Here is a 26,012-nt window from a genome sequence, read left to right as displayed (position 1 = left end):
CCCAGAGGAGACATAAATATGAGAACAAATATCCGCAGCGTCATCTTCACAAGCGCGTTGCTGGCCGCGCTATCCCTGGGCGGGACCGCCCATGCCGCGCAACCCGTGAAGCTGGTGGTCGCATTTCCGCCGGGCGGTCCGGCCGACACGCTGGCCCGCATCCTGGCCAAGGAGCTGGCCGACGAACTGAAGGAATCGGTCATCGTCGAGAACAAGCCCGGGGCCAACGGCGCCATCGCCATCACCTACGTGATGCGTAGCCCCGCGGACGGCAGCGTGTTGTTCCTCAGTTCGGCAGGGGCCATCGCGATCAACCCCGCCCTCTACCCCAGCCTGCCCTACAAGCCGCTGGAGGACCTCACGCCTGTCTCGCTGGTGGTGCACACGCCCGAGGTCCTGGTCGTCGCCCCAGGCAATACGGCGCGCTCGGCCGCCGATTTCGTCACGGCATCGCGCCAGCGGGCCAAGCCGGCCACCCTGGCGTCGTCCGGCATAGGCAGCATGCCCCACATGGCCATCGAGTTGTTCAAGCAGCAGACCAAGGTGGGCTTTCTGCACGTCGCGTACAAGGGCGCGGCGCCCGCCATCGCCGACACCATAGGCGGCCACGTCGAAGCCTTCTTCGGCGACGTATCGGGCCTGATGCCTTTCATCAAAGACAAGCAGCTGGTCGCATTGGGCGTCGCGGCGCCACAGCGCCTGAAGGCCTTGCCCAACGTTCCCACGCTGGGCGAACAGGGCATCCCCAACGTCGAAGCCAGCAACTGGTATGGGGTGTTCGGCCCCAAGGGTCTGACGCCTGACCTGACCAACAAGCTGAACACCGCGGTGCAGCACGCATTGAAGGCTCAGTCCCTGGTCGACAACCTCGCAACCCAAGGCGTCGAACCCACGGGATCCACACCGCAAGGCTTCAAGGAGCTGATCCAACGCGATACCGAAAAGTGGGCTAAGGTTGTCAAGGAGGGATCTATCAAGGCGGAATAGCCTTGGGGACGGCGCACAGAAGATCATGCATGAACACGATGACGCGCCTGCTCCAGAAAAAACGGAGGACGGACACATCATGAAGCGCAAAGCGGATGCCGCGTGCCAGCTCGTGCAAGACCATTTTCTTCGTAAGACCGTACGCACCACCCTGGCCGCGACAGCGGTTTCGGTGGTGGCCTTGCTCGGCGCATGCGCCACGCACTCCGGGCCCGACACGTCGGCCACCCGGTTCAAGGTCGATGCCGCATGGCCGCAAGCCTTGCCCGATCAGGAAATCCTCGGCCAGGTCGCCGGCGTGGCGACCAGTACCGATGATCACGTCTGGGTGCTGCAACGGCCCGGCAGCCTGACCGAAGACGAGCGCGGCGCCGCGCTCAATCCGCCGCTTTCCAGCTGCTGCAAACCCGCGCCTCCCGTCATCGAGTTCGATGCGGCCGGCAAACCGCTGCGCGCCTGGGGCGGTCCTGGCCAAGGCTATGACTGGCCGCAGAACGAGCACAGCATCTACGTGGACAAGCAGGGCTACGTCTGGATCTCCGGCAACGGCGACAAGGATGGACAGATCCTGAAGTTCACGCGCGACGGAAAGTTCGTCCTGCAGATCGGCAAGCCGGGACCGCAGACGGGCAATCGGGACACCACTCGGCTGGGCCGGCCCGCCGGTGTCGAGGTGGACACCGACGCCCGCGAGTTGTACGTTGCCGACGGCTACTACAACCGCCGCGTCATCGTCTTCGACAGCGACACTGGTGCCTACAAGCGGATGTGGGGCGGGTACGGTAAGCAGCCGGCCGACATCGGGCCCGCCAGCTCCGTGCGCAGAGACCCCCCGACGCCGGAACAGCTGTTGCAGTTCTCCAATCCGCATTGCGTGCGCGTCGCTCGTGACGGCATGGTCTATGTCTGCGATCGTCTCAACAACCGCATCCAGGTCTTCCAGAAAGACGGCGCATACGTGAAGGAGTTCTCGGTCGCGCCCAATACGGCGGGACCGGGTTCGGTCTGGGACCTGGTGCTGTCGCGCGATCCGGCGCAGGAGTATCTGTACGTCGCCGACGGCCGCAACAACCAGCTGCTGACGCTGTCGCGCGACACGGGACAGGTGCTCGCCACGACGGGGCACTCTGGCCGCTATGCCGGCGATTTCCATTGGGTGCATGACCTGGCGATCGACTCGCAAGGCAATCTGTATACCGGCGACGTCGATACCGGCAAGCGGGTACAGAAGTTCACGCCGACGCGCTAAGCAAGCGAGGCCCGGCGCCGCGCGCCGGGCTTTCCCTCAACCGAGCAAGCCGGGATTGTCGCGCCACACGCGATAGCACAAGGCAGTAGCGAAGCTTACCCACGCCAGGTAAGGCACGAGCAGCAGGCCCGCCAGCGCGCGCACGCGCCAGAAGCCTATCAGCGTGGCCACGATAAGCAGCCACAGCACGCAGATGTTCACGAAGGCCCATGCGCCAAGGTGCCAGGCGAAGAACAGCCAGCTCCACAGAGCATTCACGGCCAGCTGGATCACGTACAGGCGCAGCACACCGCCATGCAGACGCCAGCCTCCCGCGCGCCACACCCACCATGCCGCCAGGCTCATCAAGATATAGAGCGTGGTCCATGCGGGACCGAAGACACCCGCCGGGGGGGCCCAGGTGGGCTGGACCAGTTGAGCGTAGAACGCCGCGGCCTGCACCGACGCAATCGCGCCCAGCGCGGCGGTGATGAAACCTGGTGCCAGCCAGCCGACCAGGCCGATGACCTGGCGCCGGGTTGAAAAGGATGCCATCGAGTACTCCCTGGTTTTGCGTACGTTGTTGCTTGTTTGTCTATCCGCCCGTCGAGCTTACCCGTTCCCCATCAGCTTCGGGATCTCCTCGGCCAGCGCATCGATGGCCGAGCGCGTCTTGCAACGCAGGTGGCGGGCCTGGGGCCAGACGGCATAGACCTCCTGCGGCCGGATGGTGGTGTGCTCCAGCACCTGCACCAGGGTGCCACGCCGGACGTAATGCGCCAGCAGCCAGCTGGGCAGCCAGGCCAGGCCCAGGCCATCGGCCGCCGCATTGGCGATGGCCTGGATGTCGTCCATGCTGATTTGCGTGGGAACGTCCACGCGGCGCGACCGGCCCGCGGCGTCGAGCAGGGTCCACGCCGCGGTGGCGCCACCGTGCGAATAGGCAATGCGGACATGCCCGTCAAGATCGTCGACATCGCGGGGCGTGCCGTGGCGCGCCAGGTAGTCCGGCGCGGCGCCTATGCCCGTGTACTGCGTACCCAGGCGCCGTGCCGCCAGCGTGCTGCTGTCTTCCAGCGTGCCGATACGGATGGCCAGGTCGAAGCCTTCCTCGATCAGGTCCACGTAGCGATCGCTGAACGACATGTCGACGTGCAATTGCGGATGCCGGCGCGTCAGCGCCAGCAGCACCGGCGCCACGCAAAGCTGGCCGAAGGCCTCCGGCATGCTGACGCGCAGGCGGCCGCTGGGTGCCATGCGGCCACTGTCCAGATCGGCCTCGCCCGCGTCCAGCTCGGCCAGCGCGCGCACGCAGCGTTCGTAATAGGCCAGGCCCTCGGCGGTCAGCGCCTGGTTGCGGGTGTTGCGCTGGATCAAGCGCACGCCCAAACGGGCTTCCAGGCGGGCAATGGCCTTGCCGACCGCCGACCGGGTCAGGTCCAGCCGTTCAGCGGCGGCCGCGAAGCCACCGGCCTCGACGACCTGCACGAAGGTGGTGACGCCGTCCAGTTTGTCGATCATCAGGGGGTTGTCCAGAGGTCTTGGCGGAAACAGACCCGCATCCATTGGATCATTTCAGGATCAAATCCTAGGAATCCAGCGAGCCAATCTGGGAATTCTATTCCCATAAACTCCCCTGGTCGCGTCCTATCTTCTGTCCGGACGCCTGATTCCTCGGAGCACCCCCGCCATGCCGGCGCACGAAATCCCCCTCCCCGCTGCCCCACAGGCCGCCTTCTCGACACGGGACCGCCTGGCTCTGCTGGCAGTCTGCCTGGCCGCCTTGATGTCCGGCCTGGAGATTTCCAGCGTGCCGGTCATCCTGCCTATCCTGGAGCACACGCTGCAGGGCTCGTTCGCGGGCATGCAGTGGATCATGAACGGCTACACCATCGCCTGCAGGGCGGTGCTGATGGCCACGGGAACGCTGGCCGACCGCTATGGGCGCAAGCGCGTGTTCCTCTACTCGATCGCGCTGTTCGCCGTATCTTCGCTGTTGTGCGGATTGGCGTGGACCACGCCCTTGCTGATCGCGGGCCGCGTGCTACAGGGCGCCAGCGGCGGCGCGATGCTGATCTGCCTGGTGGCCGTGCTGTCGCGCCAGTTCAGCCATCCGGCCATGCGCGCCAAGGCGTTCAGCGCGTGGGGCATCATCTTCGGCATCGGGCTGGGCTTCGGCCCCCTGGTCGGCGGCGTCATCGTCGCCCTGTCAGGCTGGCGCTGGGTATTCTGGGTCCATGTGTTCATCGCCGTGGCGACGTGGTTCCTGGCCGCGGCCAGCGTGCAGGAGTCGCGCGACCCCCACGCCGGCAGGCTGGACGTCGCCGGCACGGTAACCCTGTCCCTGGCGGTGCTCGGACTGGCGTATTTCGTCACCCAGGGCGCGGACCGGGGCTTCGGCACCGTGCCGGCGCTTGCCGCCCTGGCAGTCAGCGTGCTGTCCTTCTGCGCCTTCCTTCTGGCGGAGCGGCGTGCCGCGCACCCCATGTTCGATTTCTCGGTCTTCCGCGTGCGCAACTTCTCGGGTGCGTTGTTGGGGTCCGCGGGCATGAACTTCAGCTTCTGGCCCATGGTCATCTACCTGCCCATCTACTTCCAGAGCGCGCTGGGCCAGGACGCGGCCACCGCCGGCGCGTCGCTGCTGGCCTACACCCTGCCCACCTTGCTGTTCCCGCCCCTGGGGGAACGTCTGGCGCTGCGTTACCGGCCGGGCATCGTCATTCCTGCTGGCATGTTCGTGATCGGCCTGGGCTTTCTGCTGATGCGCATCGGCAGCACGGTGGACTGGCTGACCGTCCTGCCTGGCTGTCTGGTGGCCGGCGCCGGGCTGGGGCTGACCAACACGCCGGTCACCAACACCAGCACCGGTTCCGTGTCCAGCGCGCGCGCCGGCATGGCGTCCGGCATCGACATGAGCGCCCGCATGATTTCCCTGGCGATGAACATCGCGATGATGGGATTCCTGCTGGTCGCCGGTGTCGCGCACTATTTGCGCGACGCTTTGCCCACGTCGCTGCCGGACGCGGCCACCCTGGCACTGGCCAATCGCATCGCGTCGGGCAATCTGTCCGACGCGGCCGCGGCCTTCCCCGCCGGGCTGCCGGCGGCAGCGCTGGAAGCCACCGGGCGCGCGGCGCTGCACCATGGCTTCGGCTGGGTCATGCTGTACGGGGCCATCGCGGTGTGGCTGCTGGCCCTGGCGTCATTCGTGGTGTTCCGGCACCCCGCAGTGCAGCATTAAACCCGTCTGGATGGGCACGAGGCGCCAAAACGTCGACGCATGAAATTTGGCACAATCGCGGCTTCCGCCCACTGTCGTTGCTTTGCTTCATCCATGCGCCGCGCCTCGCTGTTACCGCTGTTGTCCGTTCTCGGTTCCGTCATCTTCCTGGCGCTGGGAACGTCCTGGGCCAAGCACACCCTGTTTCCGCTGGTCGGAGCCCAAGGCACCACGGCCGTGCGCGTCGGCTTCTCCGCCTTGCTGCTGCTTGTGCTGTGGCGGCCCTGGCGCTGGCCGCTGAGCGGCAGGGACGCCCGCATGGTGGCCTATTACGGCGCGGCATTGGGGGCCATGAATCTGTGCTTCTACATGGCGCTGCGGACCATTCCCTTCGGTATCGCCGTGGCCATCGAATTCTCCGGCCCGCTGCTGGTGGCCTTGCTTGGCTCGCGCCGCGCCATGGACTTCATCTGGGTGGTGTTCGCCATCGTGGGCCTGCTCCTGCTGCTGCCCATGGTCAACAACGTCAGCACCCTCGATCCGACGGGCGTCATGTTCGCCCTCCTGGCGGCGGCGCTGTGGGCCACGTACATCATCAGCGGCAAGCGCGTGGAGCATATGCACGCGGGCCATTCCGTGTCGCTGGGACTGACCGTGGCCGCGGTGGTGGTGGTGCCGATAGGCGCGGCCCAGGCAGGCACGGCGTTGCTCTCCCCCACGGTGCTGCTGGTGGGCCTGGGCGTGGCGGCCCTGTCCAGCGCCATTCCGATTTCGCTGGAAATGGTGGCTCTGAAACGCCTGCCGAAGCAGGCGTTCGGCATCATGCTGAGCATGGAGCCGGCGGCAGCGGCGCTGCTGGCCCTGCTGCTGCTGGATGAACACCTGACCCTGACCCAATGGCTGGCCATCGCCCTGATCATGGCCGCGTCCATCGGCAGCGCCGTCACGGCGCGCCGCCCCGCCATTCCGCCAGCGGCGGCCACGTTGCAAGGCTGAAGGGATCCAGGCGGCACCCAACACGCCCCCGCGGACACGGCTCGGATCAAGCCCCCGCGCCGTCGGTTTCCATGAAGCCATCACCCTTCTCAAGCACTTTGCGCGCGTAGTACTCGAAGGTCCGTTGCGTGCGCTTGGGTGTGAGTATCCAATCGCGCGCTTCGCGTCCCATCCCAGGGTCGATCTTCTGTATCACGCCGGCCGCCATGGCGGTCAATTGCAGGCGGGCAGTGCGTTCGATATGGTGGGCCAGCACGTAGGCCTCCTCGATCGAATGCGTCGCGACCAACTGCCCGTGATTCGCCAAAAGAATGGATTTCTTGTCGCCCAGCGCCGCGGAAATCATTTCGCCTTCCTCGTTGCCCACCGGGATGCCGGGCCATTCAGGCAGGAACGCACAGTTGTCGTAGAGAACCGCCGAGTCCATGCAGGCGACTTCCAGCGGCACGCCCAGCATGGACAGGGCCACCACATGGAACGGATGCGTGTGAACGATGCAGTTGACCTTGGGCTTTTCCTTGTAGATCCACAGGTGAAAGCGATTGGCGGCGTTGGCCATGCCCTCGCCTTCCAGCACGTTCAGGTCCTCGTCCACCAATAGCAGATTGGCCGCCGTGGCTTCGTCCATGCCGATGCCGAACTGCTGGGTGTAGAAGGTATTCGGCTGCGTCCCGCGCACGGTGATCTGGCCGGACATGCCCGAGTCGTGCCCGCTGGCGTAGACCATGCGGCACAACAGCGCCAGCTTCTGCCGCGTGGACCACTGGGGCGCGTCGCCAAAGTGTTTCTCCATTTGCGCGATGGCACGTTGTACCAGCGCGTTCTTGTCCAGCTCTATGGTGTTTTCCATGCTCACTCCGGTTTGATCAATCTGCCCTGATGTCATTCTTGCGGACGACGTCGGCCCACTTTCCGCGCTCAGCCTGCACGAAGGCCTTGAACGCGGCCGGATCGCTGCCGATCGGCACCGCGCCCTGTTCTTCCAGGCGCTTCCGGCTGGCCGGGTCCGCCAACACCCGCTGTACCGCCTGCGCCAGGCGGTCGACCACCGCGGGAGGCGTGCCCTTGGGCGCGAACAGGCCATACCAGTTGTCGGCGACGACGTCGGGATAGCCGAGTTCAGCCAGGGTCGGTACATCGGGCAGCAGCGGCGACCGGGACTTGCCCAGGGTCGCCCACACTTTGACTTTGCCGCTTTGAAGAAAGGGCTTGAAGGTGAAATAGGTGTCGATCATGATGGGCACCTGGCCAGCGATCAGATCGACCACGGCGGGGCCGCCGCCTTTGTAGGGCACATGCTGCAGCGGAATGTCGGCAGCACGGGAAAGCAGCACGCCCGACAGGTGGAATACCGTGCCGACGCCCGAACTGGCGATCACACCGTCCCGCGGATTCGCCTTGACCCGAGCACGGAAATCCTGCCAGGACGCCCCGGCGCCATTGTTGGTCGCGGCCAGCACGATCAAGGCGCTGACCATCTGCGAGATCGGCTCGAAGCCGGTCACGGGGTCGACCGCCATCTTGTAGAAGTTGGGGCCGATCACCTGGCTGGCCGGACCGACCAGCAGGGTGTAGCCGTCGGGCGTGGCCCGGCCGACATAATCCGAGGCGATCACACCGCCCGCTCCCGGGCGGTTTTCAACGATGACGGGCTGCTTGAGTTCCAGCGCCAGGCCTTCGCTGATCAACCGCGTCACGGCGTCCGCCCCGCCGCCGGGCGGAAAGCCAAGGACCACATGTAGAGGCTTTTCCGGGTAGACAGCCGCCGAGGCCGCTGAAATACTCATGCACAGCAATGACGCCGCTGCGATCGAGCGCGCGAGCAATCCACGAATCATGTTTTTTCCCCTTGTTTGTCATGCCGGACCGGTCTGGCTCCGTCATTGGGATCATGAAACGCCGCGCGCCGCTGAACAATCTGGAATATCCGTGAGCCGCTTTCGGCATTTCCGAAGCGTGCTGGCCGAAAAAAAACGCCCGACGAGGACCCGCTTGTGCCTTTGAAATTCGATCTGCAGGATCTTCGGCTGATGCGAGCCGTCGCGGAAGCGGGCAGCATTACCGCCGGCGCCGAAGCCGTGCATCTGGCCGTCGCCTCCGCCAGTGAGCGGATCAAGGCGCTGGAAGCGTCCGCGGACACGCCCTTGTTCAACAGGGTGGCGCGCGGTGTCGTCCCGACAGCCGCGGGGATGACGGTGATCCGCTTCGCCCAGACCATGCTGGAACATTCCGGGCGCCTCGACCTGGCGCTCAAGCGCTCGACCGAAGGACTTCAAGGGGAAGTCAGCATCGCCGCCAACTCGGTCGCCATCTCCTTTCTGCGGCAACCGTTGACCCGCTTTCTGCGCGACAACCCCGGCGCCAACGTGACGGTCCACGAGGTCCCGAGTGCCGAAGCGATAGACATGGTCCTGCAGCGGCGTGTCGACGTGGGCCTGGCTGCGTTGACGGACACCAGCCCGGCCATCAAGGCGCGGCCGGCCTTTTCCGACAAGCTCGTTGTCGCGATGGCCCACGACCATCCCTTGGCGTCGAAACCCGCGGTACGGTTCGCCGAGGTCCTGGATTTCGACTTGCTGTGCCTGCGGCCGCAATCGGCGCTGGACCGGTTTCTGACCAGCCAGGCCGCTTATCTGGGCCGGCGCATGATCCGCCGCGTTGCCATCGACGACGTCGGCGCCATCTGCGAGATGGCAGAGGCCGGCATCGGGGTGGCCGTCGTCGCGAAGAGCGCCGTCGACCGCTATGCGAAGCAGATGTCATTGAAGCTGCTGCCGCTTACCGAGGCGTGGAGCGACCGGCACGTCAGCGTTTTCTGGAACGAGTCGCTGGAGCGCCCGGAAATCAGCCAGGCGCTCTGTACGGCAATTTTCGATTGAGGCGGACGACGCTCGCCCCCGCGCGTTTTCCTGACCTTGCGGCCGTCAAAGCCGCGACAGGTGGCGCGCGAAGTGCGTCAGTTCCACCACGCTGCTGGAACGGGCCTCTTCGATCCAGGCTTGCAGGCGCGCCAGGATCTGCTCGCTGCTTTCCAGGGAGCTGCCCCAGATGCCGGCCAGGCTGCGCCGCATCGCCACCACGGCATTCAGTTGCCGCATGCCCTGCATGGCGGACTCCAGCTGCCGCAATTCGTCGGCGCCCAAGAGTTCCTCGGGTAGCCGCAACAGTTTTCTCAACGTCGACTTGCGCGCGCTGACGGACGCCTTGTCCGCCACGCGGCTGAGCGCCCGCAGCTCACGCAGAGCGGTCTTCTTCAAGACGCGGCCGAAGCGCCGCATCAAGGCATAGCGATGCGTCTGCACGGCCTGCAGCATGGCGATGTCGACATCGGCCCGCGGAAGGCTCCGTACCGCAGCCCTGGGCGCGACGCGGCGCACCCGCGCCAGCCGCAGGGCCTGCAAGATCCGGATGTAGCCCCAGCCGATATCGAACTCATACCACTTGCTGGAGAACTTGGCGGACGTCGCGTGCGCATGGTGGTTGTTGTGGAGTTCCTCGCCACCGATCACCAAGCCCAAGGGAAAGAGATTCGTGCTGGCGTCCGGGCTGGAAAAATTCCGATAGCCGATGAAATGCCCCAAGCCGTTGACGACCCCCGCGGCCCAGAAAGGTATCCACGCCATCTGCACGGCCCAGACCGTCAACCCGATGGCGCCGAAGGCCAGGACATCGATCGCCAGCATGATCATGATGCCGAGCACACTGTGCGGCGTGTACAAGTGCCGCTCGATCCAGTCATCCGGCGTGCCGTTGCCGTATCGCTCCAGCGTTTCCTTGCGCGCGACCTCTTCGCGATAGAGATCCGCGCCACGCAGGAATACCCGCATGGCCCCGAAGATCCTGGGCGAATGCGGGTCGCCCTCACGCTCGCAATGCGCATGGTGCTTGCGATGCACGGCCACCCACTCCCGCGTCGTCATGCCCGTGGTAAGCCACAGCCACAGACGGAAGAAATGCGCCACCACGGGATGAAAATCCACGCCTCGATGCGTCTGGCTGCGATGCAGATACAGCGTGGTGCAGACGATGGTGATGTGAGTGGCGATCAAGGTGATCGCCGTGATTTGCAGCCAGCCAAGGTGCAGCAAACCGTGCGCGAGGAAATCCAGCAAGCTTTTCAAGTTCCAACCTGTACAAAGGGTGCCCAGACCGCGATGGTCTCGTGCCGCGATCTCTCGCGACGCTCAACCCCGCACTCTAGGCACACCAGGCATTGCTGAAAAGCACGCAGGCTGGACTTTTCAATTTCTGAAATTGAAATAATCGGCCTGGATCTGGGCCCGCGCCCGCCGGGCGGCCAACGCGCTCCGCACATAACGCTGCGCGGGTTTCTCGATCCAGCGATAGCAGGCGGCCGCCAGCAGCAGGCTCACCGTCAGCATCAACATCATCATGCCGAAAGAGGATCCCGGCGAAAGCGCATGGCGATCATGGATAGCCAGCCCCTTCGTCAGGACCTCGGTGGTCGTATGCTCCACCAGACCATGAATCAGGTACAGGGCATAGGACACCTCGCCCAGCCAGACCAGCGGGCTGCTGTTCAACCATGCGCCGAAGCGACTGCGGTTCGACACCACCGCCAACAACAGCGCCGCGAACAGCAGGACCACCAACAGGTCCGGCCCCTTTGCGTGCAAGGTCAGCAGCACCAGCGCCAGCAAAACGCCCGTGGCCGCGTCACCCGACAGCAAGGCGGGACGCAGCGGCGACGTGTACGCCCGATACAGCAGCGTGCCCAGCAGAAACTCCGGCAGACAGCGCAGCAAGGTGCTCGGCCCGTCCCACACATTGAAGTCATCGTTCGTCCACCACGCCAGGCCCAGCAACACGGCGCACAGCACGGCGGCTAACAGCCCCTGCGCTTGCGGGCTGGCCCGCCAGACTCGCAACAGCACGAAGGGGAAAGCCAGATAGGCCATGAATTCCAGGCTGATGGACCATGCCGCGTAATTCCAGCTCAAGGTGCTGGCATGCAGGCCTTGCAGCATGAACAGATTGGCGACCAGCGCCAGCATGGACCGCACTCCCGTGGCAGGAATCCCTTGCAGCGGTCCGCCCGCAGCGTATTCCGCGACGCTGACGATCACCGCCACCGCCACGAACAGCCCCAACACGGCAAGATGCAGCGGGTAGATGCGTGCGATGCGCGCCGACAGGAAGGACCAGTAACTGCGCGCATCGACGCGACGGTCAAACGACGTGCAATAGACGTGCGCCATCACGAAACCGCTCAGCATGAAGAACAGGTCGACCGCCAGGTAGCCCTTGTTCAACAGAGCGGTATGCCGGTCCGGATGCATGCTGGGGAAATAGAGCACGCCGTAGTGATAGAGCACCACCCATACGGCGGCGATGCCACGCAGTGGCGTCAGCGAAGGCAAGTGAGATACGCGCTGGCCAGGCGTCGCTTGAGGGTTTTCAGGCCGTAGAGTCTGGTCCGAGATCGGGCTTTCCTCCAGAAAGGCGGGGAAGACGGTCGGGGCAGGCTATCACGCAGATACTGGCGAGGGCATATCGATAACTCAGAGAATGTTTCCGCATCTTCCCCGATTTTTGGCCCATCCCTGACCGCTGGCGCCTTGTCCATGTAGAGATTCGATACGGTTTAGAATGAGCCCCACCTTCGAAGAACGAGAAAGCGATGCCCACGGAACAGATCGCCGCAAGAACCGCGTTGGTGCTGGAAACGAACAACCTGCGCGGCGGGGCCGACCTGCACAAAGTCGCTGAGAGCCTCACGCGGCTGATGGCAGCCTTGCGTGGACAAACCCTGCCCCTGACCAGCCTGGCACAGGTCGTCATCACGCACGACGGCCTGCCCGCGACAGTGTGTAGCGAGATCGAGTCCCTGGCAGGTCGGACCATCGATTTCGTCCGCATCGATCCGGCAACCGGCTACTACGAGGCCAAGAACCTGGGTTTCGATCGTACCGACCCCGCGCGCTGCGATTACGTCGCCTTCGGTGATGCCGATTGCAAGCCCTCGGCCGACTGGCTGGCGCAACTGCTGGCGCCCTTCGCTGCCGACGCCCCGCCGCGCGTGGTGGCGGGCCGCACCAGCTATGCCGAAACGGTCGCCGGCACCGCGCTGACCACCATCGATTTCATGTATTTTCCCAGTCGCCTTGGGACTGCCGCGACGGCGAACTTCTACGCCAACAACGTGGCCTTCGAGCACGCCGTGTTCGAGCAATACCGCTACCAGCCGCTGGATGGTGTTTACCGAGCGCACTGCCAGGTGCTGGGACTGCGTCTGGTCACCGCCGGCATCCCCCTGCATTACGCGCCGCGTGCGCACACGGAGCATCGTCTTCCTGACAGCCGGCTTGAAGCGCTGCAACTGCGCTGGATGCGCGGCCAGGACAGCGTGGGACTCACGCCCTTCCTGGTGCGCACCTATGCGCCGGCCCGCATGCAGTGGCTGGGCCGTAGCGGCCCGATCGGTCCGCTATGCGTGCTGGCCATCCGCTTGCGGCATAGTTTGCGGGCCTTGAACCGTCAGGATCTCCAGCCCGTTCGCGGCCTGCGCCGCCTGGCGGCTGTCACCATGATCCTGGGGTTCTCGGCCGTGGATGCGCTGGGCGCGTTGGCGCGCGGCCTGGGGCTGGATACGACCCGGCGGGGCGCCGATGCGCAGGCGCTGTCCTATCACCGCCATTGATCGCACTGCCTGATCGCCCTACCTGATTGCACTGTCTGATCGCACTACCGCAGCCTCACCTACCTACTGGAAGCCCAAAGATGGCCCTCCGCCTGACCTATCGTTCGATTGCCGCGGCGCTTTTTCTGTGCGCCAGCGCTCACGCCGCCGCCGCGACCCATGCCGGCCGTGGCGTGTTCAACTTCACGTCCGGTAGCGGCTGCCCTTTGGGCGATGCGACCGCGGGCGGCCAGGCTTGCGACCGCCTGGCGCTCGCCGATGCGGATACCCACGCCACCGTGGATACCGAGGGCCATACGATACACTTCGACAATACCCGCCACTATGACGCGGACACGCCCGTGGGCGACGTGCTGCTGCAAGGGACCGGCGTGGATGCCAAGGGCAAGCGCGTGCCCTTGAGCCTGCACCTGAAGCTGAACCGGGATGGCAACAAATGGAAGGTGAGCATGCATGCGCACGCACCGGTGCGCGGCGATTTCAGCGACGTGCGGATCGATCCGTACACGGTCACGGTGAACGGCCCCAAGGGCGAAGAAATCGTGCTGACACAAGAACGGGCCATCGCCGTGCTGGCGAAACCTTCGCTGTCGGCGCGCATCGCGCAGGGGCTGGTGCATGTCCGGCCGGCGGGCGACCTGGCTGACGCGCCTGATGTCATCGTGTCACTGGGTGTGGGCAAGGTCGCCAAGCGGCTGGCCAGAGTGCGCTTTCAAAGCCAGCTGGACGGCGATGCCGGCATCGCGGCCCGGATCGCGCAGGGCAATTGGTCCCTGGACATGGAAGCCCTGAGCGGCCAGATCCCCCGCCGCGCCGTGCAGGGCGATCTTTTCCTGTTCGGTCTGGAAAATGAAACGCTGCTGCAACCTCTGCGCGAGAAAGGCTTCGCCAAGCACGATGCCCTGACGATAGGCGCCAAGGACGGCCAGGGCTACCTGCGCTTCAACGGTGTGCAGCAGGCATTCGCGCAGGCGGACAGGGTTGCACGGTTGTTCATGGAAGACAGCTTCCTGGGCTTGATCCTGACGCAGCAGCGTGGGGCGGTTGTGGCTGCGGCTGTGAAAACGGGCAATGGAAACTGATCCGCGGGACGCCTATGCCTGCCTGCACGCGCCGGTCCCAAAGGGCTGGGCGCGGGTCCAGGCAGCGCTCGTCGATCGCATCAAGCGCGCCGCGCTGCGGCGGCTGCATGCGAGCAACGCTGGCGAGATCCTGCTTCTGCGGATGTACCTGATCGGCGAGGAGTCCACCGAACAGGCGCTGCAAGACGACTTCGTCCCCGGCGACGCGCCGGGCTGGCTGGCCCGCCAGGCCGCGCAGCACCTGGCGGAAGAACGCGAGCACGTGCAGGCCTTCGCGGCGGCCATCGCGCAGCGTAGCGTTGCGGTTGGGGATGGCCAGCGCGGCGCTGGCGACGCTGCCGCGGATGCGGCGGATGCGAATGCGGCGGGCCAAAGCGCGCCCGGCGCCAGTGAGCCAGACTGGCTCAGCCGCCGCAAGATTGCCCGCTGGAAGCGCCTGGCCCAACGCCACGCGCCGCACTTTTCGCAGGGTGTGCTGGTGCCGGCTTACGCCATCGGCCTGTGCGCGGAACAGATGGGCGTGCGCGTATTGCGCCGCCATTGCGACACGATAGGCACGACGCATCCGCTGCACCCGCTGCTGGCCGGCGTCCTGGAAGACGAGTCCCGCCACGTGCGCCTTTGCATGCACACGCTCAAGCGCACCGTGACGGCGGACGAACTGCCCAGACTGGAAGCGTTGTTGCGGGAGATCCGCGGCATCGAGCGCGGCTTCGGTATCAGCGGGTCGATAGGCATGTACATCGCCGGTTGGATGTGCGCCTTGCGTTCGCCAGCGCCATCGACCTGATGGCTCCACGGATTCTTTATCTGGCGACCGCGGACGCGCGCGGCCACCTGATGCGGGCGCAGTTGCTGGCCCATGCCCTGACCGCGGCCGGCGCGCGCGTGCAGGTGATCACGACGTCTGATGAAGGCCGGCGCTTCCTGGCAGGCTTCGGCATCGATGCGCCCGTGCTGTCGCGGCACTACGCCGTGCAGTTCGACCAGGCGCAGAACATGTTGCGGCGCGCGACCGATGCCAACGTCGCCAAATACGTGTTCTTGCCGAACCGCATGTTGCGTGACCTCTGGCGGCTGCGCGCGTTGATGCGTGACGCGGACCTGGTCGTCAATGACTCCTTCCATCCCGCCTTGTTGACCATGGGCATCCTGCCGGTCGGCCGGCGCAAGGTCGTGCATGTCTACGGCGCCAGCTTGCGGGCGGCGTTGGAAGGCAATTTCCGTGGCCGCGTGACGGGTTGGGTCGCCAATCTCTTCAGCCGTGTGATCGCCTGGCAGATCGCGTCCGCCCGCGCGCGTATCGAACATGATTTCGCGTATCCGGTCCGGGAGGGGGCACTCGATGCCCGTGCCCGCAGCCTGGTTCCCGGCGGCGAAGCCAGCGCCTGCGCGCTGGGATACTCAACGCTGACGGACCCGGGCCCCGCGCGGCGCCTTCCAACCAAGGTTGCCTCTTCCCATACCTATCAACTGCCGACGCCAGTGGCTGTTGCCACGGCGGACGCCGGGCCTGGGGGCGCCGTCGGCGCGGCCGTTTATCTGAATCCCCATTTCCGTGATCCGCATCTGGCCGATGCGTTGCAGGCTGGCCTGGCGCAGGCCGCGGCCGCCGCGAGCAATGGCAATGGCAGCTTCTCCCATTGCGTAGGCGAAGGCTACGCGGACAGGCCCGGCTGGATCGCGCGCGACGAACACTGGGCCGACCACGCCGCCCGCAGCGACGTGATCATCTCGGCGCCCGGCATGGCCGCGTTGTCGATCGCCCTGGTCTACGACAAGCCCATCATCCTGGTGCTCACGGACCAGCCCGAACAGACCGCGAACGCCGCCCGCGCCGTGGAGCTTGACCTGCGCCATCGCGTCGTCACCTGGCGCGGCGATGCCGCGTCATTCCGCGACCAGGTCGCGCAGGCTATGCGGGAGCTGTGCGCACCGGACGAAGGGCTCCGCCCCTCCGACTCCGGTTCCGGCTCGGGCTCCACCGCCAGCGCCAGCGACAACAACACCTCCAGCCGCGACAGCGGCGCAGCCTCTAAACGGGCCACCGCCCGCCTGGACGCGTGGGTAAGGGTAATACTGGGTCTTCTCTCCCGCTGAAGAGGTATTGGCCAATAGTGAATGCCGAGCCGCCCCGTTCGGCGCAGACTCATCTCCACAGTGCCACCCATACAAAAAATACGGAGACAAGCCTGTGAAATCGTTCACCGCCATTCTTGCGTCTGCTGCAATTGGCCTTACCCTGCTGTCCGGCGCGGCCTGTGCGCAGACCTCAGCCGCGGACAAGTACCCCGATCACCCCATCAAGCTTGTCGTCGGCTACACCCCCGGCGGCGGCAACGACGTCGCGGCGCGCCTGCTGGCCAAGGAGCTGGCGAGCATATTGCACGGCAACATCGTCGTCGAGAACCGCCCTGGCGCCGGCACCAATATTGGCGCGGCCTTCGTGGCCCGCTCCGCGCCCGACGGCTACACGCTGTCCTTGTCGTCGACCGCGCTGGCCGTCAACAAGACGCTCTACAAGAAACTTGATTACGACGCCGTCAAGGATTTCGATCCGGTGGCCATCTTCGCGGAGGCGCCGAACCTGCTTCTGATCAATCCGAAACTGCCGGTCAAGTCCGTATCGGAATTCATCGCCTATGCGAAGAAGCATCCCGGCAAATTGAATTTCTCGTCGGCGGGCAGCGGCAGCACCCAACACCTGTCCGGCGAACTGTTCAAGAAGCTGACGGGAATCGAGGCCACCCACGTTCCCTATAAGGGCTCCGCCCCGGCCCTCACCGCCGTCATCAGCGGCGAAGCCGACTTCAGCTTCATCAACATTCCCAGTTCCAAGCAACTGATCGAAAGCGGCCAGATCCGCGCCCTGGCGATCACCGCGGCCAAGCGCTTCCCCGCGGTGCCCAACATCCCCACCATGGCCGAACAAGGCGTCAAAGGCATGGAAGTGGGCACCTGGTACTCCATCGTCGCCCCGGCTGGCACGCCCCAACCCATCATCGAAAAACTCAACAAGGCCATCAACAAGGCGATGGAAGAACCGGAGCTGAAGCAGCGCTTCGTCGACCTGGGCATGGCCCCGATGGCGGAATCGCCCGCCTTCTTCAAGAAATACCTGGCCGAGGAAATCGAGCGCTGGCGCACCATCGTGGAGGAATCGCACGCGTCCGTCGACTAGGCAAAAGCCCTAACGGCAAGCCTCCTGGCCGCGGCGCGGCCAGGAGGGCATCCCGTCCTACCAGCGATACGTCATCGTGGCGTAGAGCAGGCGCGGCGCGCCATAACGGCAGCCGTTGGAAGCCGCGCACGATACATAGCCACGATTGAACAGATTGCGCGCGTTCAACGTCAGGCTCAGGCCCTTCATCGAAGGATGGTTGGCGCCAAAGTCATAGCGCGCCATGCCGTCGAACAGGACATAACCCGGCGCATCGCGGTCGTAGCCGGGAATATTGCTGCTGCTGTTGTAGCGCGCGCCAGCCCCCAGCGTCAGCCCGGCGATACCCAAGCCGGTGAAGTCATAATCCGCCCACAGTGACGCCGCATGCAGCGGCACCAAGGCCACCCGCTGGTCGACCAGGGTCGGATCGTTGCTGCGGGTAGTACGGGCATCGGTATAGGCATAGCTCGCCGTCAAGCTGGCCGCACCGAACTTCGCCCGCGCCTCCAGCTCAAGACCGCGCGAACGTACTTTGCCGGTCTGCACGGAATACGTCGAATCGTCAGGGTCCGTCGTCAACGCATTGCGCTGCGCCAGGTCGTACACGGCTGCCGAGAAAAGCATTTCCGTCCCGGGCGGCTTGTAGCGCATGCCCAGTTCGTATTGCGTGCCCTTGGTCGGTTTGAACGGATTGCCGTTGCGATCCGCGCCGATGGTCGGCGAGAACGACTGGCTGGCGCTGACGTACGGCGCCAGGCCGTTATCGGCCAGGTACACCAGACCCGCGCGCCCCGACGTCGCGCTGTCCTTCACGCGCGTATTGGCGCCGCTGGAAAATGTCGTCTGATTGGAGCGCGCCCAGTCCTGCCGTTCGCCCAGCACCAGTACCCACTTGTCGTGCAGACGCATCTGATCCTGCAGGTAAAGCCCCAGAGCTTCCCCCCGCGTGCCGATGCCGTAATCGCCAGTGGTATTCAGCACCGGCGTGGCGCCGTAGGTGGGATCGTAGATATTGTCCAGGGCCGTGACCGTACCACTGTAGCGATGGGAGTCGTAGCGGCTGCGGTAATAATCCACGCCCGCCAGCACGGTGTGCGCCACCGGCCCCGTTGCCGTCTTCCACTCCACCGACGTATCCGAAGCCACGCCGGTCGATCGTTCATTGCGACTGACGACGCCGCGTCGCACGGACCCATTCGCGTTCAGCGCGCCGAAGGACAGGTAATCCCAATTGCCATCGGCCTGGAAATAACGCGTGCTCTGCCGCACTTTCCAGGAATCGTTGAACGCGTGCTCGAACGCATAGCCCACCGTCCAGGTGTCGGTGTCATAACGATCGAAATCGGGCTCGCCGACGAAGAAGTCATGCGGCAGCTTGCCGTTCAAAGTCTGTGCCGCAGGCAGGGGCGCGGCGAAATTGGTACGAATGTGCTGATACGTGGCCAGCATCGTCAAGGAGGTGGCCGCCGAGGGTTGCCAGCGCAGGGACGGTGCAAGATAGGTCTTGTCGTCGGGCGTGTGGTCCATCCAGTTATTGGCTTCGCGCGTCAGGCCGGTGACGCGATAGCTCCAGACGCCATCCTCGGTCAGCGGTCCGCTGAAGTCGCCGGAAAGCTGGCGCCGGTCATAGGAACCCCCTTCGACGTTGAGCTCGTGCAGCGGGGTATCGGTGGGCCGCTTGCTCACCGCGTTGACGAGGCCACCAGGGCTCAACTGCCCATACAACACGGACGCCGCCCCGCGCAGCACTTCCACGCGCTCGAGCCCATACGGGTCCTGACCGCCGTCGTACACGCTGGACTGCAATTTCAGGCCGTCGCGCAGCATGCCGCTATTGCCGGTCGCCACGTTGAAGCCGCGCAACATGAAGTCGTCGACCATGCGATTGAAGGACGCCGTCTGCGAGGAAAAGCCCGGCGTGTAGCCGAGCACGTCCGCCAGCGAGCTGGCCTTGACGTCGCGGATCTGGTCGCTGGTCACCACCGAGATGGACTGCGGTGTTTCGATCAGGGCCGAGTCGGTCTTCATGCCGGACAGGCCGCGGCGCGCCACGTAACCGTCGACGTGGCCCGTGGGCGACTCCTGGGCACCCACCACGCTCACCGGCTCCAGCGTCGTGGTTTGCGGTTGCGGGGGCGCAGGGCGCAGGCTCAAGGTGCCATTCGCCGTCACGACCAGTTCCAGCCCGGTGCCGCCCAGCGCCAGTCGCAGGGCCTGCTCCGCGGAGTAGCGCCCCCGCACGGCCTCGGTTCGGCGTCCGGCCACCAGGGCAGGATCGACCGACACCATGCGGCCGCTGCTGCGGGCCAACTGCGCCAGCGTATCGGCCAAGGGGGCGGCGGGCAGATCGAAGTCCTGGACGGCGGTCTGCGCCTGGGCGTAGCAGGCAGGCGTGCCCACCAAGGTTGCGGCGGCCATGGCGGCCAATGCGCGCGAACGCGGAATCATGCAATTTCTCCTGAGCGAGGGGTTCAGGAGGTATGTCGGACGAGCGCGGCAAAAGCGATCATGCGCCGCGCATGTCTATCGTCACGAGCCAGCCGCCATGGCGGCGGACGACGATAGGCAGGGTCTGGCTGAGGGCATCGAGGGTGGCGTCGCTGTCGTCCAGCGAAAATGCGCCCATGACGCGCAGCCTGCCCGCTTCCGGGCTGATGCGCAGCCAGCCCCGCCGGTAGGCCCGCAGCGACTCGATGACGTTCTCCAGCGGCTCGTCGCGCACGAACAGCATGCCCTGGCGCCAGGCGGCGGCGTCCTCGGATGCATCGCGCACCGGCCCGACGTCATTGGCGCTGAAGCGCAAGGCGTGGCCGGCGGCCAAAGGCAGTTGCAGGCCGCCCGCCCAGACGACGACCTGCTGCCGCAACACGGTCACCGTCGAACCGGATTCGTCCTGGGACAGCGCGAACACACCTTGCTGGGTGTGGACCTCGCCGTCATCATTGGCCGCGACGAAAGGCCGTTCATCGTTGCGCACATCGGCCACCATGGCGCCGGCCAGCAGGCGCAGACGCCGTTCGGAGGCACTGAAGGCAAGGTTGGCGGCGGAGCGGGCATTCAAGTCGATGGTGCTGCCGTCTTCCAGCTCGAAGCGGCGCCGCTCGCCGGTTCCCGTGCGCAGATCCGCGGCCAGCAGGTTCACGGGCATCTGCCTGTGGACGCCATAGGTACCGCCCGCGGCAAGCAGCGCCACCGCCCCCAGCATCCATTTGCGGCGCGCCGGCGGACGCCGCAAGGCAGCGCTTGCCACCGCGGCGTGCCGCGCCCCGTCCTGGCCGCCACGGACGGAGCCCAAGGCATCGCCCACCGCGGCGGTGACGGTCTGCCAGGCGTGCTCGTGGCGCGCATCGCCGGCCAGCCATTCCTGAAAGCGCGTGGCCTCGTCGCGGCTGACCCGCCCCGACTCCATCAGCACCATCCAGTCGACGGCGCGGTCGAGCACATCCTGGCCGGGGCGCTTCATGGCAGTTCCTGGCGCGCGGCCACGCACAGGACGATGGCCTGCTTCATATAGCGGCGCACGCTGATCTCGGCCACGCCCAGTTGCACGGCGATCTCCGCGTAGCTCAATCCATCCAGCTGGCTCAACAGGAATGCCGCGCGCGCCTTGGCGGGCAGACGTCCCAACAGCTTGTCGATTTGCGCCAAGGCCTCCAGCACCAGCGCCCGCGCCTCTTCCGAGGGGGCATGCGCTTCGGGCAGGGCAGCCAGGCTGTCGAGGTAATAGCGTTCCAGCTCGCGGCGACGCCAGAAGTCGATCAACACACGCCGGGCCAGCGTGGTCAGAAAGGCCCGGGGTTCTCGCAGCGCTTGAATCTGCCGTCCCGTCATCAGGCGCAGAAAAGTGTCCTGGGTCAGGTCGGCCGCGTCGTGGGTGCAGCCCAGGCGGCGGCGCAGCCAGGTATGCAGCCAGCCCCGGTGCTCGGCATAGAGAGTCGCCACCGAGGAAGAAGCCGCGGCGGCCGGGTCGGACGGAGGAAGAGACATGCGGGCAGGCCGGCGAGAACAACCAATATTGAGAACCATTATCGTTTATTCGGTAATGGATTCGCAAGTCAGTGGCGCGCGCCCTGCCCCTTGGCGGCCATCAGGCTCGGGCGCAGCGCGCTCAAGCCAGCGCGGTATCCAGCAGCATCATCAGCACGAAGCCCAGCATCAAGCCGCCCGTCGCATAGTTTTCGTGGCCCTTGCGATGGGATTCCGGAATGATCTCGTGGCTGATCACGAACAACATGGCGCCCGCCGCGAAACCCAGGCCCCAGGGCAGCAGCACGGTGGACCAGACCATCACGGCGGCGCCTGCCAGCGCGCCTACCGGTTCGATCAAGCCCGACACCATACCCAGCGTCACCGAGAATACCCGGCTGTAGCCTGCCGCCAGCAAGGCCACCGCCACCACCAGGCCTTCCGGCACGTCCTGGATGGCGATGCCCGTGGCCAGCGCGCCGGCGCGCAGCGGATCGGTGCCGCCGAAGCCGACGCCGATGGCCAGCCCCTCGGGCAGGTTATGCAGCATCACCGCAAAGACGAATAGCCACGTGCGCTTGAGCATGCGGCCATCGCGGCCTTCCTTGCCCTTGATGAAATGCTCATGCGGAATGGCGTGCTCCAGCCACAGCAAGGCCGCCGCGCCCAACAGGATGGCGCAACCCACGGTCAAGCCGGCCGACCAGGGGCCCGCTCCCAGGTCGCGCGCAGCGGCGATGCCGGGCGCCACCAGCGAGAAGGCGCAAGCCGCCAGCATCACGCCGGCGCCGAAGCCGAACATGGTGTCTTGCACCCGCTCGGACAAGCGTTGGGAAAAAAGGACCGGCACGGTGCCCGCGGCGGTGGCCCCCGCGGCGACCAGTCCCCATAGCCACGCATTGGCCAGTTGTGGATAGCTGTCGGCCAATGCCGACCAGAGTGCCCATGCGCCCAGGACGGCGAGCAAACCGCCTACGACAAGCAGGGCCTTGCCTGCACCTGTTCCAACCAGAGAACGGATCTGCGTATTCATTTTTAGCGCCCCCCACGCGGCAAACCAGTATATGGCAATGGTCATGCTCCAGACTTTTGTCCGGAGCAAGCGGGGCAAGACGCCGTTTTACGCGCGGGTCGATTCTCTTTCGATGATGCGAAAACCAACATCGATGAACGACTGCGCCGGCGTCTCGCCCCTACATCGCTCCAGCAGAATGCGGCCCGCTTCCGCGCCGATACGGGCGCCGTCGACATGCACGGTGGTCAGCGTGGGGGCAATGTGCGCCGAGAACGGCGTGCCGCCAAACCCGCAGACCGCCAGGTCCTCCGGCACGCGCAGGCCCTGCACGCGCGCCTCGGTCAGCACGCCTTCCGCCAGGGTATCGGAGCTGCAGAAGATCGCTTGCAGGCCGGGACGCTGGCGCAAAAGCTCGGCCCCGGCCTGCCGCCCGGAGCCGACGCTGCTGGGCGCCGGCACGACGGCCGTAGGGACGTCATACCCCATGCCCTCGGCAAAGCCCTGGCGCCGCACCAGCGCGCGTTGGTCATCGCCCGTGGCCGCGCCGACCCGTTGCCAACCCTTGGACAGGAAGTAATCCGCGACAGCGCGGCCCACGTCCAGATGGGAGAAGCCGACCAGCATGTCGAAGGGGTTCTCGGTGATGTCCCAGGTCTCCACCAGGGGGATGCCGGCCGCGCGCACGTGAGCGCCGGCCTGCGTATCGCTAAGCAGGCCGGCCATGACGATGCCGTCGACTCGCCGTCCCACCATGGTGTTGAGCAGGTCGGCTTCGCGGGCCCGGTCGTAGCCCGTCTGCCCCAACAGAAGCTGGTAGCCGGCGCGATCCAGTTGTTCGGTCAGCGCTTCGATGGTGGGCAGAAACTGCTGCACCGAAATGATGGGCACCAGGGCGGCGATCATGCGGCTGCGGCGCGACTTCAGTCCACCCGCCAGCAGATTGGGGATGTAGCCAATCGCCTCGGCCGCGGCCTGCACGCGGGCCACCGTCGCCGCGGACACGCGCCCGGGATTGCCCAGGGCGCGCGACGCGGTGATCAAGGACACCCCTGCTTTGCGAGCGACATCGTGCAGGGTGATCGACTTCTGCTTCATGGAAGGTACTGAACCGGAATTAAGGGTATTCCCCGATGCTTGCCGGGGTTGTTGGCGCAATTGGACAACGTTATCATTTTTCCCGAAGATGCACCGCGCTGTTGTGGCCCGAGGAAGGCGAATGTGCCGTTCCTGCGTGGACAAAGAGTCCGGTGCTGCTTTTTCCCCAAAAATGACAACGTTGTCCATATCGTCTTTTCCAGGACGACGCCAGACCCTCAGGAGACCCTCATGAACCAGCCCCTCGCCCCTGACAGCATCAGCTGGATGCGCATTTCTTCCGTCTATCTGCCGCTGGCCACGCCCATCAGCGACGCCAAGGTGCTGACGGGCCGGCAGAAACCGATGACGGAAGTGGCGCTGCTGTTCGTCGAACTGCAGACCAAGGACGGCCATGAAGGCCTGGGCATCAGCTATTCGAAGCGCGCGGGCGGCCCGGGCCAGTTCGCGCATGCCAAGGAAATCGCGCCGGTGCTGCTGGGCGAAGACCCCAGCGATATCGGCCGCCTGTGGGTCAAGCTGGCTTGGGCGGGCGCGTCGGTAGGCCGCAGCGGCTTGTCGACCCAGGCGATCGCCGCTTTCGACGTGGCGCTGTACGACCTCAAGGCTCGTCGCGCCAATCTGCCCCTGGCCAAGCTGCTGGGGGCGTATCGCGACTCCGTGCAGTGCTACAACACGTCGGGCGGTTTCCTGCATACGCCCACCGAGCAGTTGCTGGTGAATGCATCGGCGTCCCGTGAAAAAGGCATCGGCGGCATCAAGCTGAAGGTGGGCCAACCCGACCGCCAACTGGACCTCCGCCGCGTCGAAGCCGTGCGCAAGCACCTTGGCGACCACGTGCCCTTGATGGTCGACGCCAACCAGCAATGGGACCGTCCGACGGCGCAGCGCATGTGCCGCGTCTTCGAGCAATTCGATCTGGTGTGGATCGAGGAGCCCCTGGACGCGTACGACCATGAAGGCCACGCCGCCCTGGCCGCGTCCTTCGACACGCCCATCGCCACCGGCGAAATGCTGACCAGCGCCGCGGAACATGGCGATCTCATCCGCCATCGCGCCGCCGATTACATCCAGCCCGACGCCCCGCGCGTCGGCGGCATCACGCCCTTCCTCAAGATCCTGTCGCAAGCCGATCAAGCCGGGCTGATGCTCGCGCCGCACTTCGCGATGGAGCTGCACGTGCATCTGGCGGCGATCTATCCCACCGAGCCCTGGGTCGAGCACTTCGACTGGCTGGAGCCGCTGTTCCATGAACGCCTGGAAACCCGCGACGGACGCATGCTGGTGCCCCAGCGTCCCGGCCTGGGACTGACGCTTACCGACCAGGCCCGCGCCTGGACCCGCGAGCAAGTGGAGGTGGGCAAGCGCGCATAGACAGCTGTTCGCAGTGCTGCAAACCCCGTGCAAAACGGGGTCTATCAAATATCCCGGCGCAACGACGCCATTGAGGAGACAAACCGATGAAACGCCTTTTGACCACCTTGCTCGCGCTTGGCGTGACGCTTGCCGCTCCGGCTATCGCCAACGCCGCCGATGCAGCGGCAGCAGCATGGCCCAATAAACCCGTCACGTTCCTGGTGCCCTTCCCGCCCGGCGGTTCCACCGACTTCATCGCGCGCGCCGTCGCGCAGAAGGTGGGCGAGAAATTGGGCGGCACCTTCCTCACGGAAAACAAGCCGGGCGCCGGCGGTACGACTGGTGCCGCGCAGGCCAAGCGCGCCGCGCCTGACGGCAGCACCATCCTGGTGTCGTCCCTGGGACCCTTCGTCATCTCGCCGCATCTGGTGTCCAACGCCGGCTACGATGCACGCAAGGACTTCGACTACATCACCGTTGCCGTGCAGGCTCCCAATGTCCTGGTCGTCAATGCGAAGTCGAACTTCCATTCCTTGAAAGACGTGATGGAGTATCTGAAGGCCAATCCCGGCAAGATGACGTTCGCGTCGGCGGGCAACGGCACGTCGGATCACCTGACGGCCGCGCTGTTCTGGCAGGAAACCAAGACCGAAGGCACGCACGTCCCGTACAAGGGCGGCGCGCCGGCCATCGTCGATCTGCTGGGCGGCCAGGTGGATGCGTCGTTCTCCAACATCAACACGTGTCTGACCCACATCCAGGCCGGCAAGCTGCGTGCCCTGGCGGTCACCAGCGCCAAGCGTTCGCCCCTGCTGCCCGACGTGCCCACCATGGAAGAACTGGGTTTCAAGGGCGTGACGGTGACGTCGTGGCAAGCATTCGCCGCGCCCAAGGGCTTGCCCGTGGCCATACGCGACAAGCTGCGCGGCGCCATCGTCGCGGCGCTCAACGACCCCAGCATCAAGCCCAAGCTGCTTGAACTGGGCTTCGAGATCGTCGGCAACACGCCCGAGCAATTCACCAAGTTCCAGGCCGAAGAATACGACCGCTGGAAGCGCGTGATCGAGGTGGGTCACATCACGACGAACTGATGATGTCAGCGCGCCAGACACGGGCGCGCGACATAATCAAATAGCATCTATTTCCTATAGGATTGAAACGTTCGTCAGTAGCATAAGCCGATGATGGTGCCACCGAGCGCAAGCCGGTGGCACGACACACAGTTGCGAACATCACGGTGAGG

At 65.5% G+C, this 26,012-nt stretch carries 23 protein-coding genes; 12 read left to right on the top strand and 11 right to left on the bottom strand.

Translation table 11 applies throughout. The features are described 5' to 3' along the window. Positions 1-18 precede the first annotated feature (18 nt). Positions 19-987 carry a tripartite tricarboxylate transporter substrate binding protein gene (locus ASB57_RS27035; RefSeq protein WP_057654970.1) on the top strand — a complete coding sequence of 323 codons (969 nt, stop codon included), beginning with the start codon at positions 19-21 and terminating at the stop codon, positions 985-987. Between the two features lie 79 nt (positions 988-1,066). After that, positions 1,067-2,236 carry a hypothetical protein gene (locus ASB57_RS27030; protein ID WP_082622086.1) on the top strand — a complete coding sequence of 390 codons (1,170 nt, stop codon included), beginning with the start codon at positions 1,067-1,069 and terminating at the stop codon, positions 2,234-2,236. Positions 2,237-2,272: 36 nt separating this feature from the next. Here the strand turns inward: ASB57_RS27030 and ASB57_RS27025 are convergent, their stop codons facing one another. Together ASB57_RS27025 and ASB57_RS27020 are read right to left on the bottom strand one after the other, a co-directional pair. Continuing rightward, positions 2,273-2,770, bottom strand: a complete 498-nt coding sequence (locus ASB57_RS27025; protein ID WP_057654969.1) for a TspO/MBR family protein — start codon at positions 2,768-2,770, stop codon at positions 2,273-2,275. A 57-nt stretch (positions 2,771-2,827) separates the two neighbouring features. Next, a complete protein-coding gene (locus tag ASB57_RS27020; protein WP_057656474.1) occupies positions 2,828-3,736 on the bottom strand; it encodes a LysR substrate-binding domain-containing protein in 909 nt (302 codons plus the stop codon). 169 nt (positions 3,737-3,905) lie between these two features. Here ASB57_RS27020 and ASB57_RS27015 point away from each other — a divergent pair, with 169 nt between their 5' ends. Together ASB57_RS27015 and ASB57_RS27010 are read left to right on the top strand one after the other, a co-directional pair. Continuing rightward, positions 3,906-5,456 (top strand): MFS transporter, encoded by a 1,551-nt coding sequence (locus tag ASB57_RS27015; protein ID WP_057654968.1) that lies wholly within the window; start codon positions 3,906-3,908, stop codon positions 5,454-5,456. Between the two features lie 93 nt (positions 5,457-5,549). Beyond that, positions 5,550-6,431: a DMT family transporter gene (locus tag ASB57_RS27010; protein WP_057654967.1), complete on the top strand. Its 882-nt coding sequence runs from the start codon at positions 5,550-5,552 to the stop codon at positions 6,429-6,431. A 46-nt stretch (positions 6,432-6,477) separates the two neighbouring features. Here ASB57_RS27010 and ASB57_RS27005 read toward each other — a convergent pair whose 3' ends face one another. Both ASB57_RS27005 and ASB57_RS27000 read right to left on the bottom strand, forming a co-directional pair. Further along, entirely contained in the window at positions 6,478-7,281 is an 804-nt protein-coding gene (locus ASB57_RS27005) for an aldolase (protein ID WP_057654966.1), read from the bottom strand. Positions 7,282-7,297: 16 nt separating this feature from the next. Next, positions 7,298-8,269, bottom strand: a complete 972-nt coding sequence (locus ASB57_RS27000) for a tripartite tricarboxylate transporter substrate binding protein (RefSeq protein ID WP_082621860.1) — start codon at positions 8,267-8,269, stop codon at positions 7,298-7,300. A gap of 156 nt (positions 8,270-8,425) precedes the next feature. On the opposite strand from ASB57_RS27000, the gene ASB57_RS26995 reads away from it, so the two are divergent. Continuing rightward, complete coding sequence (locus tag ASB57_RS26995; RefSeq protein ID WP_156414283.1) at positions 8,426-9,310, top strand: LysR family transcriptional regulator; 885 nt, start codon at positions 8,426-8,428, stop codon at positions 9,308-9,310. Between the two features lie 45 nt (positions 9,311-9,355). Here the strand turns inward: ASB57_RS26995 and ASB57_RS26990 are convergent, their stop codons facing one another. Both ASB57_RS26990 and ASB57_RS26985 read right to left on the bottom strand, forming a co-directional pair. Further along, positions 9,356-10,552 (bottom strand): fatty acid desaturase, encoded by a 1,197-nt coding sequence (locus ASB57_RS26990; protein ID WP_057654963.1) that lies wholly within the window; start codon positions 10,550-10,552, stop codon positions 9,356-9,358. Positions 10,553-10,672: 120 nt separating this feature from the next. Further along, positions 10,673-11,812, bottom strand: coding sequence for an acyltransferase (locus ASB57_RS26985; RefSeq protein ID WP_057654962.1), 1,140 nt, complete (start codon positions 11,810-11,812; stop codon positions 10,673-10,675). 260 nt (positions 11,813-12,072) lie between these two features. Here ASB57_RS26985 and ASB57_RS26980 point away from each other — a divergent pair, with 260 nt between their 5' ends. The 5 genes from ASB57_RS26980 to ASB57_RS26960 all read left to right on the top strand — a co-directional run bounded on the left by ASB57_RS26980 (position 12,073) and on the right by ASB57_RS26960 (position 17,355). Beyond that, on the top strand, positions 12,073-13,092 hold the full coding sequence (locus tag ASB57_RS26980; RefSeq protein ID WP_057654961.1) for a glycosyltransferase family 2 protein: 1,020 nt from the start codon (positions 12,073-12,075) through the stop codon (positions 13,090-13,092). Positions 13,093-13,172: 80 nt separating this feature from the next. Further along, positions 13,173-14,174, top strand: coding sequence for a hypothetical protein (locus tag ASB57_RS26975; protein ID WP_057654960.1), 1,002 nt, complete (start codon positions 13,173-13,175; stop codon positions 14,172-14,174). Next, complete coding sequence (locus ASB57_RS26970) at positions 14,164-14,964, top strand: hypothetical protein (RefSeq protein ID WP_057654959.1); 801 nt, start codon at positions 14,164-14,166, stop codon at positions 14,962-14,964. Before ASB57_RS26975 ends, ASB57_RS26970 begins: the two co-directional genes overlap by 11 nt. Further along, positions 14,964-16,274 carry a hypothetical protein gene (locus tag ASB57_RS26965; RefSeq protein ID WP_057656473.1) on the top strand — a complete coding sequence of 437 codons (1,311 nt, stop codon included), beginning with the start codon at positions 14,964-14,966 and terminating at the stop codon, positions 16,272-16,274. Before ASB57_RS26970 ends, ASB57_RS26965 begins: the two co-directional genes overlap by 1 nt. A 94-nt stretch (positions 16,275-16,368) precedes the next feature. Beyond that, a complete protein-coding gene (locus ASB57_RS26960) occupies positions 16,369-17,355 on the top strand; it encodes a tripartite tricarboxylate transporter substrate binding protein (protein WP_197424847.1) in 987 nt (328 codons plus the stop codon). Between the two features lie 57 nt (positions 17,356-17,412). Here ASB57_RS26960 and ASB57_RS26955 read toward each other — a convergent pair whose 3' ends face one another. From ASB57_RS26955 to ASB57_RS26935, 5 genes are all read right to left on the bottom strand, one after another. Next, positions 17,413-19,785: a TonB-dependent siderophore receptor gene (locus ASB57_RS26955; RefSeq protein ID WP_057654958.1), complete on the bottom strand. Its 2,373-nt coding sequence runs from the start codon at positions 19,783-19,785 to the stop codon at positions 17,413-17,415. Positions 19,786-19,843: 58 nt separating this feature from the next. Beyond that, entirely contained in the window at positions 19,844-20,800 is a 957-nt protein-coding gene (locus ASB57_RS26950) for a FecR domain-containing protein (protein WP_057654957.1), read from the bottom strand. Continuing rightward, positions 20,797-21,324 carry a sigma-70 family RNA polymerase sigma factor gene (locus tag ASB57_RS26945; RefSeq protein WP_057654956.1) on the bottom strand — a complete coding sequence of 176 codons (528 nt, stop codon included), beginning with the start codon at positions 21,322-21,324 and terminating at the stop codon, positions 20,797-20,799. Before ASB57_RS26945 ends, ASB57_RS26950 begins: the two co-directional genes overlap by 4 nt. 121 nt (positions 21,325-21,445) lie before the next feature. After that, positions 21,446-22,336 (bottom strand): ZIP family metal transporter, encoded by an 891-nt coding sequence (locus tag ASB57_RS26940; protein ID WP_057654955.1) that lies wholly within the window; start codon positions 22,334-22,336, stop codon positions 21,446-21,448. Positions 22,337-22,423: 87 nt separating this feature from the next. Continuing rightward, positions 22,424-23,413, bottom strand: coding sequence for a LacI family DNA-binding transcriptional regulator (locus ASB57_RS26935; protein ID WP_057654954.1), 990 nt, complete (start codon positions 23,411-23,413; stop codon positions 22,424-22,426). Positions 23,414-23,644: 231 nt separating this feature from the next. On the opposite strand from ASB57_RS26935, the gene ASB57_RS26930 reads away from it, so the two are divergent. Further along, positions 23,645-24,787: a mandelate racemase/muconate lactonizing enzyme family protein gene (locus ASB57_RS26930; RefSeq protein WP_057654953.1), complete on the top strand. Its 1,143-nt coding sequence runs from the start codon at positions 23,645-23,647 to the stop codon at positions 24,785-24,787. An 86-nt stretch (positions 24,788-24,873) separates the two neighbouring features. Further along, entirely contained in the window at positions 24,874-25,860 is a 987-nt protein-coding gene (locus ASB57_RS26925; RefSeq protein ID WP_057654952.1) for a tripartite tricarboxylate transporter substrate binding protein, read from the top strand. The last annotated feature ends 152 nt before the right edge of the window (positions 25,861-26,012 follow it).

The organism is Bordetella sp. N, from assembly GCF_001433395.1.
GTDB lineage: Bacteria > Pseudomonadota > Gammaproteobacteria > Burkholderiales > Burkholderiaceae_B > Bordetella_C.
This window is presented reverse-complemented; position numbering and strand designations above follow the sequence as displayed.

What these genes read in the sequence shown, in the direction of transcription:
- ASB57_RS27035 (WP_057654970.1), top strand. Translation starts at nt 19, where the DNA reads ATGAGAACAAATATCCGCAGCGTCATCTTCACAAGCGCGTTGCTGGCC.
- ASB57_RS27030 (WP_082622086.1), top strand. Translation starts at nt 1,067, where the DNA reads ATGAAGCGCAAAGCGGATGCCGCGTGCCAGCTCGTGCAAGACCATTTT.
- ASB57_RS27025 (WP_057654969.1), bottom strand. Translation starts at nt 2,770, where the DNA reads ATGGCATCCTTTTCAACCCGGCGCCAGGTCATCGGCCTGGTCGGCTGG.
- ASB57_RS27020 (WP_057656474.1), bottom strand. Translation starts at nt 3,736, where the DNA reads ATGATCGACAAACTGGACGGCGTCACCACCTTCGTGCAGGTCGTCGAG.
- ASB57_RS27015 (WP_057654968.1), top strand. Translation starts at nt 3,906, where the DNA reads ATGCCGGCGCACGAAATCCCCCTCCCCGCTGCCCCACAGGCCGCCTTC.
- ASB57_RS27010 (WP_057654967.1), top strand. Translation starts at nt 5,550, where the DNA reads ATGCGCCGCGCCTCGCTGTTACCGCTGTTGTCCGTTCTCGGTTCCGTC.
- ASB57_RS27005 (WP_057654966.1), bottom strand. Translation starts at nt 7,281, where the DNA reads ATGGAAAACACCATAGAGCTGGACAAGAACGCGCTGGTACAACGTGCC.
- ASB57_RS27000 (WP_082621860.1), bottom strand. Translation starts at nt 8,269, where the DNA reads ATGATTCGTGGATTGCTCGCGCGCTCGATCGCAGCGGCGTCATTGCTG.
- ASB57_RS26980 (WP_057654961.1), top strand. Translation starts at nt 12,073, where the DNA reads ATGCCCACGGAACAGATCGCCGCAAGAACCGCGTTGGTGCTGGAAACG.
- ASB57_RS26975 (WP_057654960.1), top strand. Translation starts at nt 13,173, where the DNA reads ATGGCCCTCCGCCTGACCTATCGTTCGATTGCCGCGGCGCTTTTTCTG.
- ASB57_RS26970 (WP_057654959.1), top strand. Translation starts at nt 14,164, where the DNA reads ATGGAAACTGATCCGCGGGACGCCTATGCCTGCCTGCACGCGCCGGTC.
- ASB57_RS26965 (WP_057656473.1), top strand. Translation starts at nt 14,964, where the DNA reads ATGGCTCCACGGATTCTTTATCTGGCGACCGCGGACGCGCGCGGCCAC.
- ASB57_RS26955 (WP_057654958.1), bottom strand. Translation starts at nt 19,785, where the DNA reads ATGATTCCGCGTTCGCGCGCATTGGCCGCCATGGCCGCCGCAACCTTG.
- ASB57_RS26950 (WP_057654957.1), bottom strand. Translation starts at nt 20,800, where the DNA reads ATGAAGCGCCCCGGCCAGGATGTGCTCGACCGCGCCGTCGACTGGATG.
- ASB57_RS26945 (WP_057654956.1), bottom strand. Translation starts at nt 21,324, where the DNA reads ATGTCTCTTCCTCCGTCCGACCCGGCCGCCGCGGCTTCTTCCTCGGTG.
- ASB57_RS26940 (WP_057654955.1), bottom strand. Translation starts at nt 22,336, where the DNA reads ATGAATACGCAGATCCGTTCTCTGGTTGGAACAGGTGCAGGCAAGGCC.
- ASB57_RS26935 (WP_057654954.1), bottom strand. Translation starts at nt 23,413, where the DNA reads ATGAAGCAGAAGTCGATCACCCTGCACGATGTCGCTCGCAAAGCAGGG.
- ASB57_RS26930 (WP_057654953.1), top strand. Translation starts at nt 23,645, where the DNA reads ATGAACCAGCCCCTCGCCCCTGACAGCATCAGCTGGATGCGCATTTCT.
- ASB57_RS26925 (WP_057654952.1), top strand. Translation starts at nt 24,874, where the DNA reads ATGAAACGCCTTTTGACCACCTTGCTCGCGCTTGGCGTGACGCTTGCC.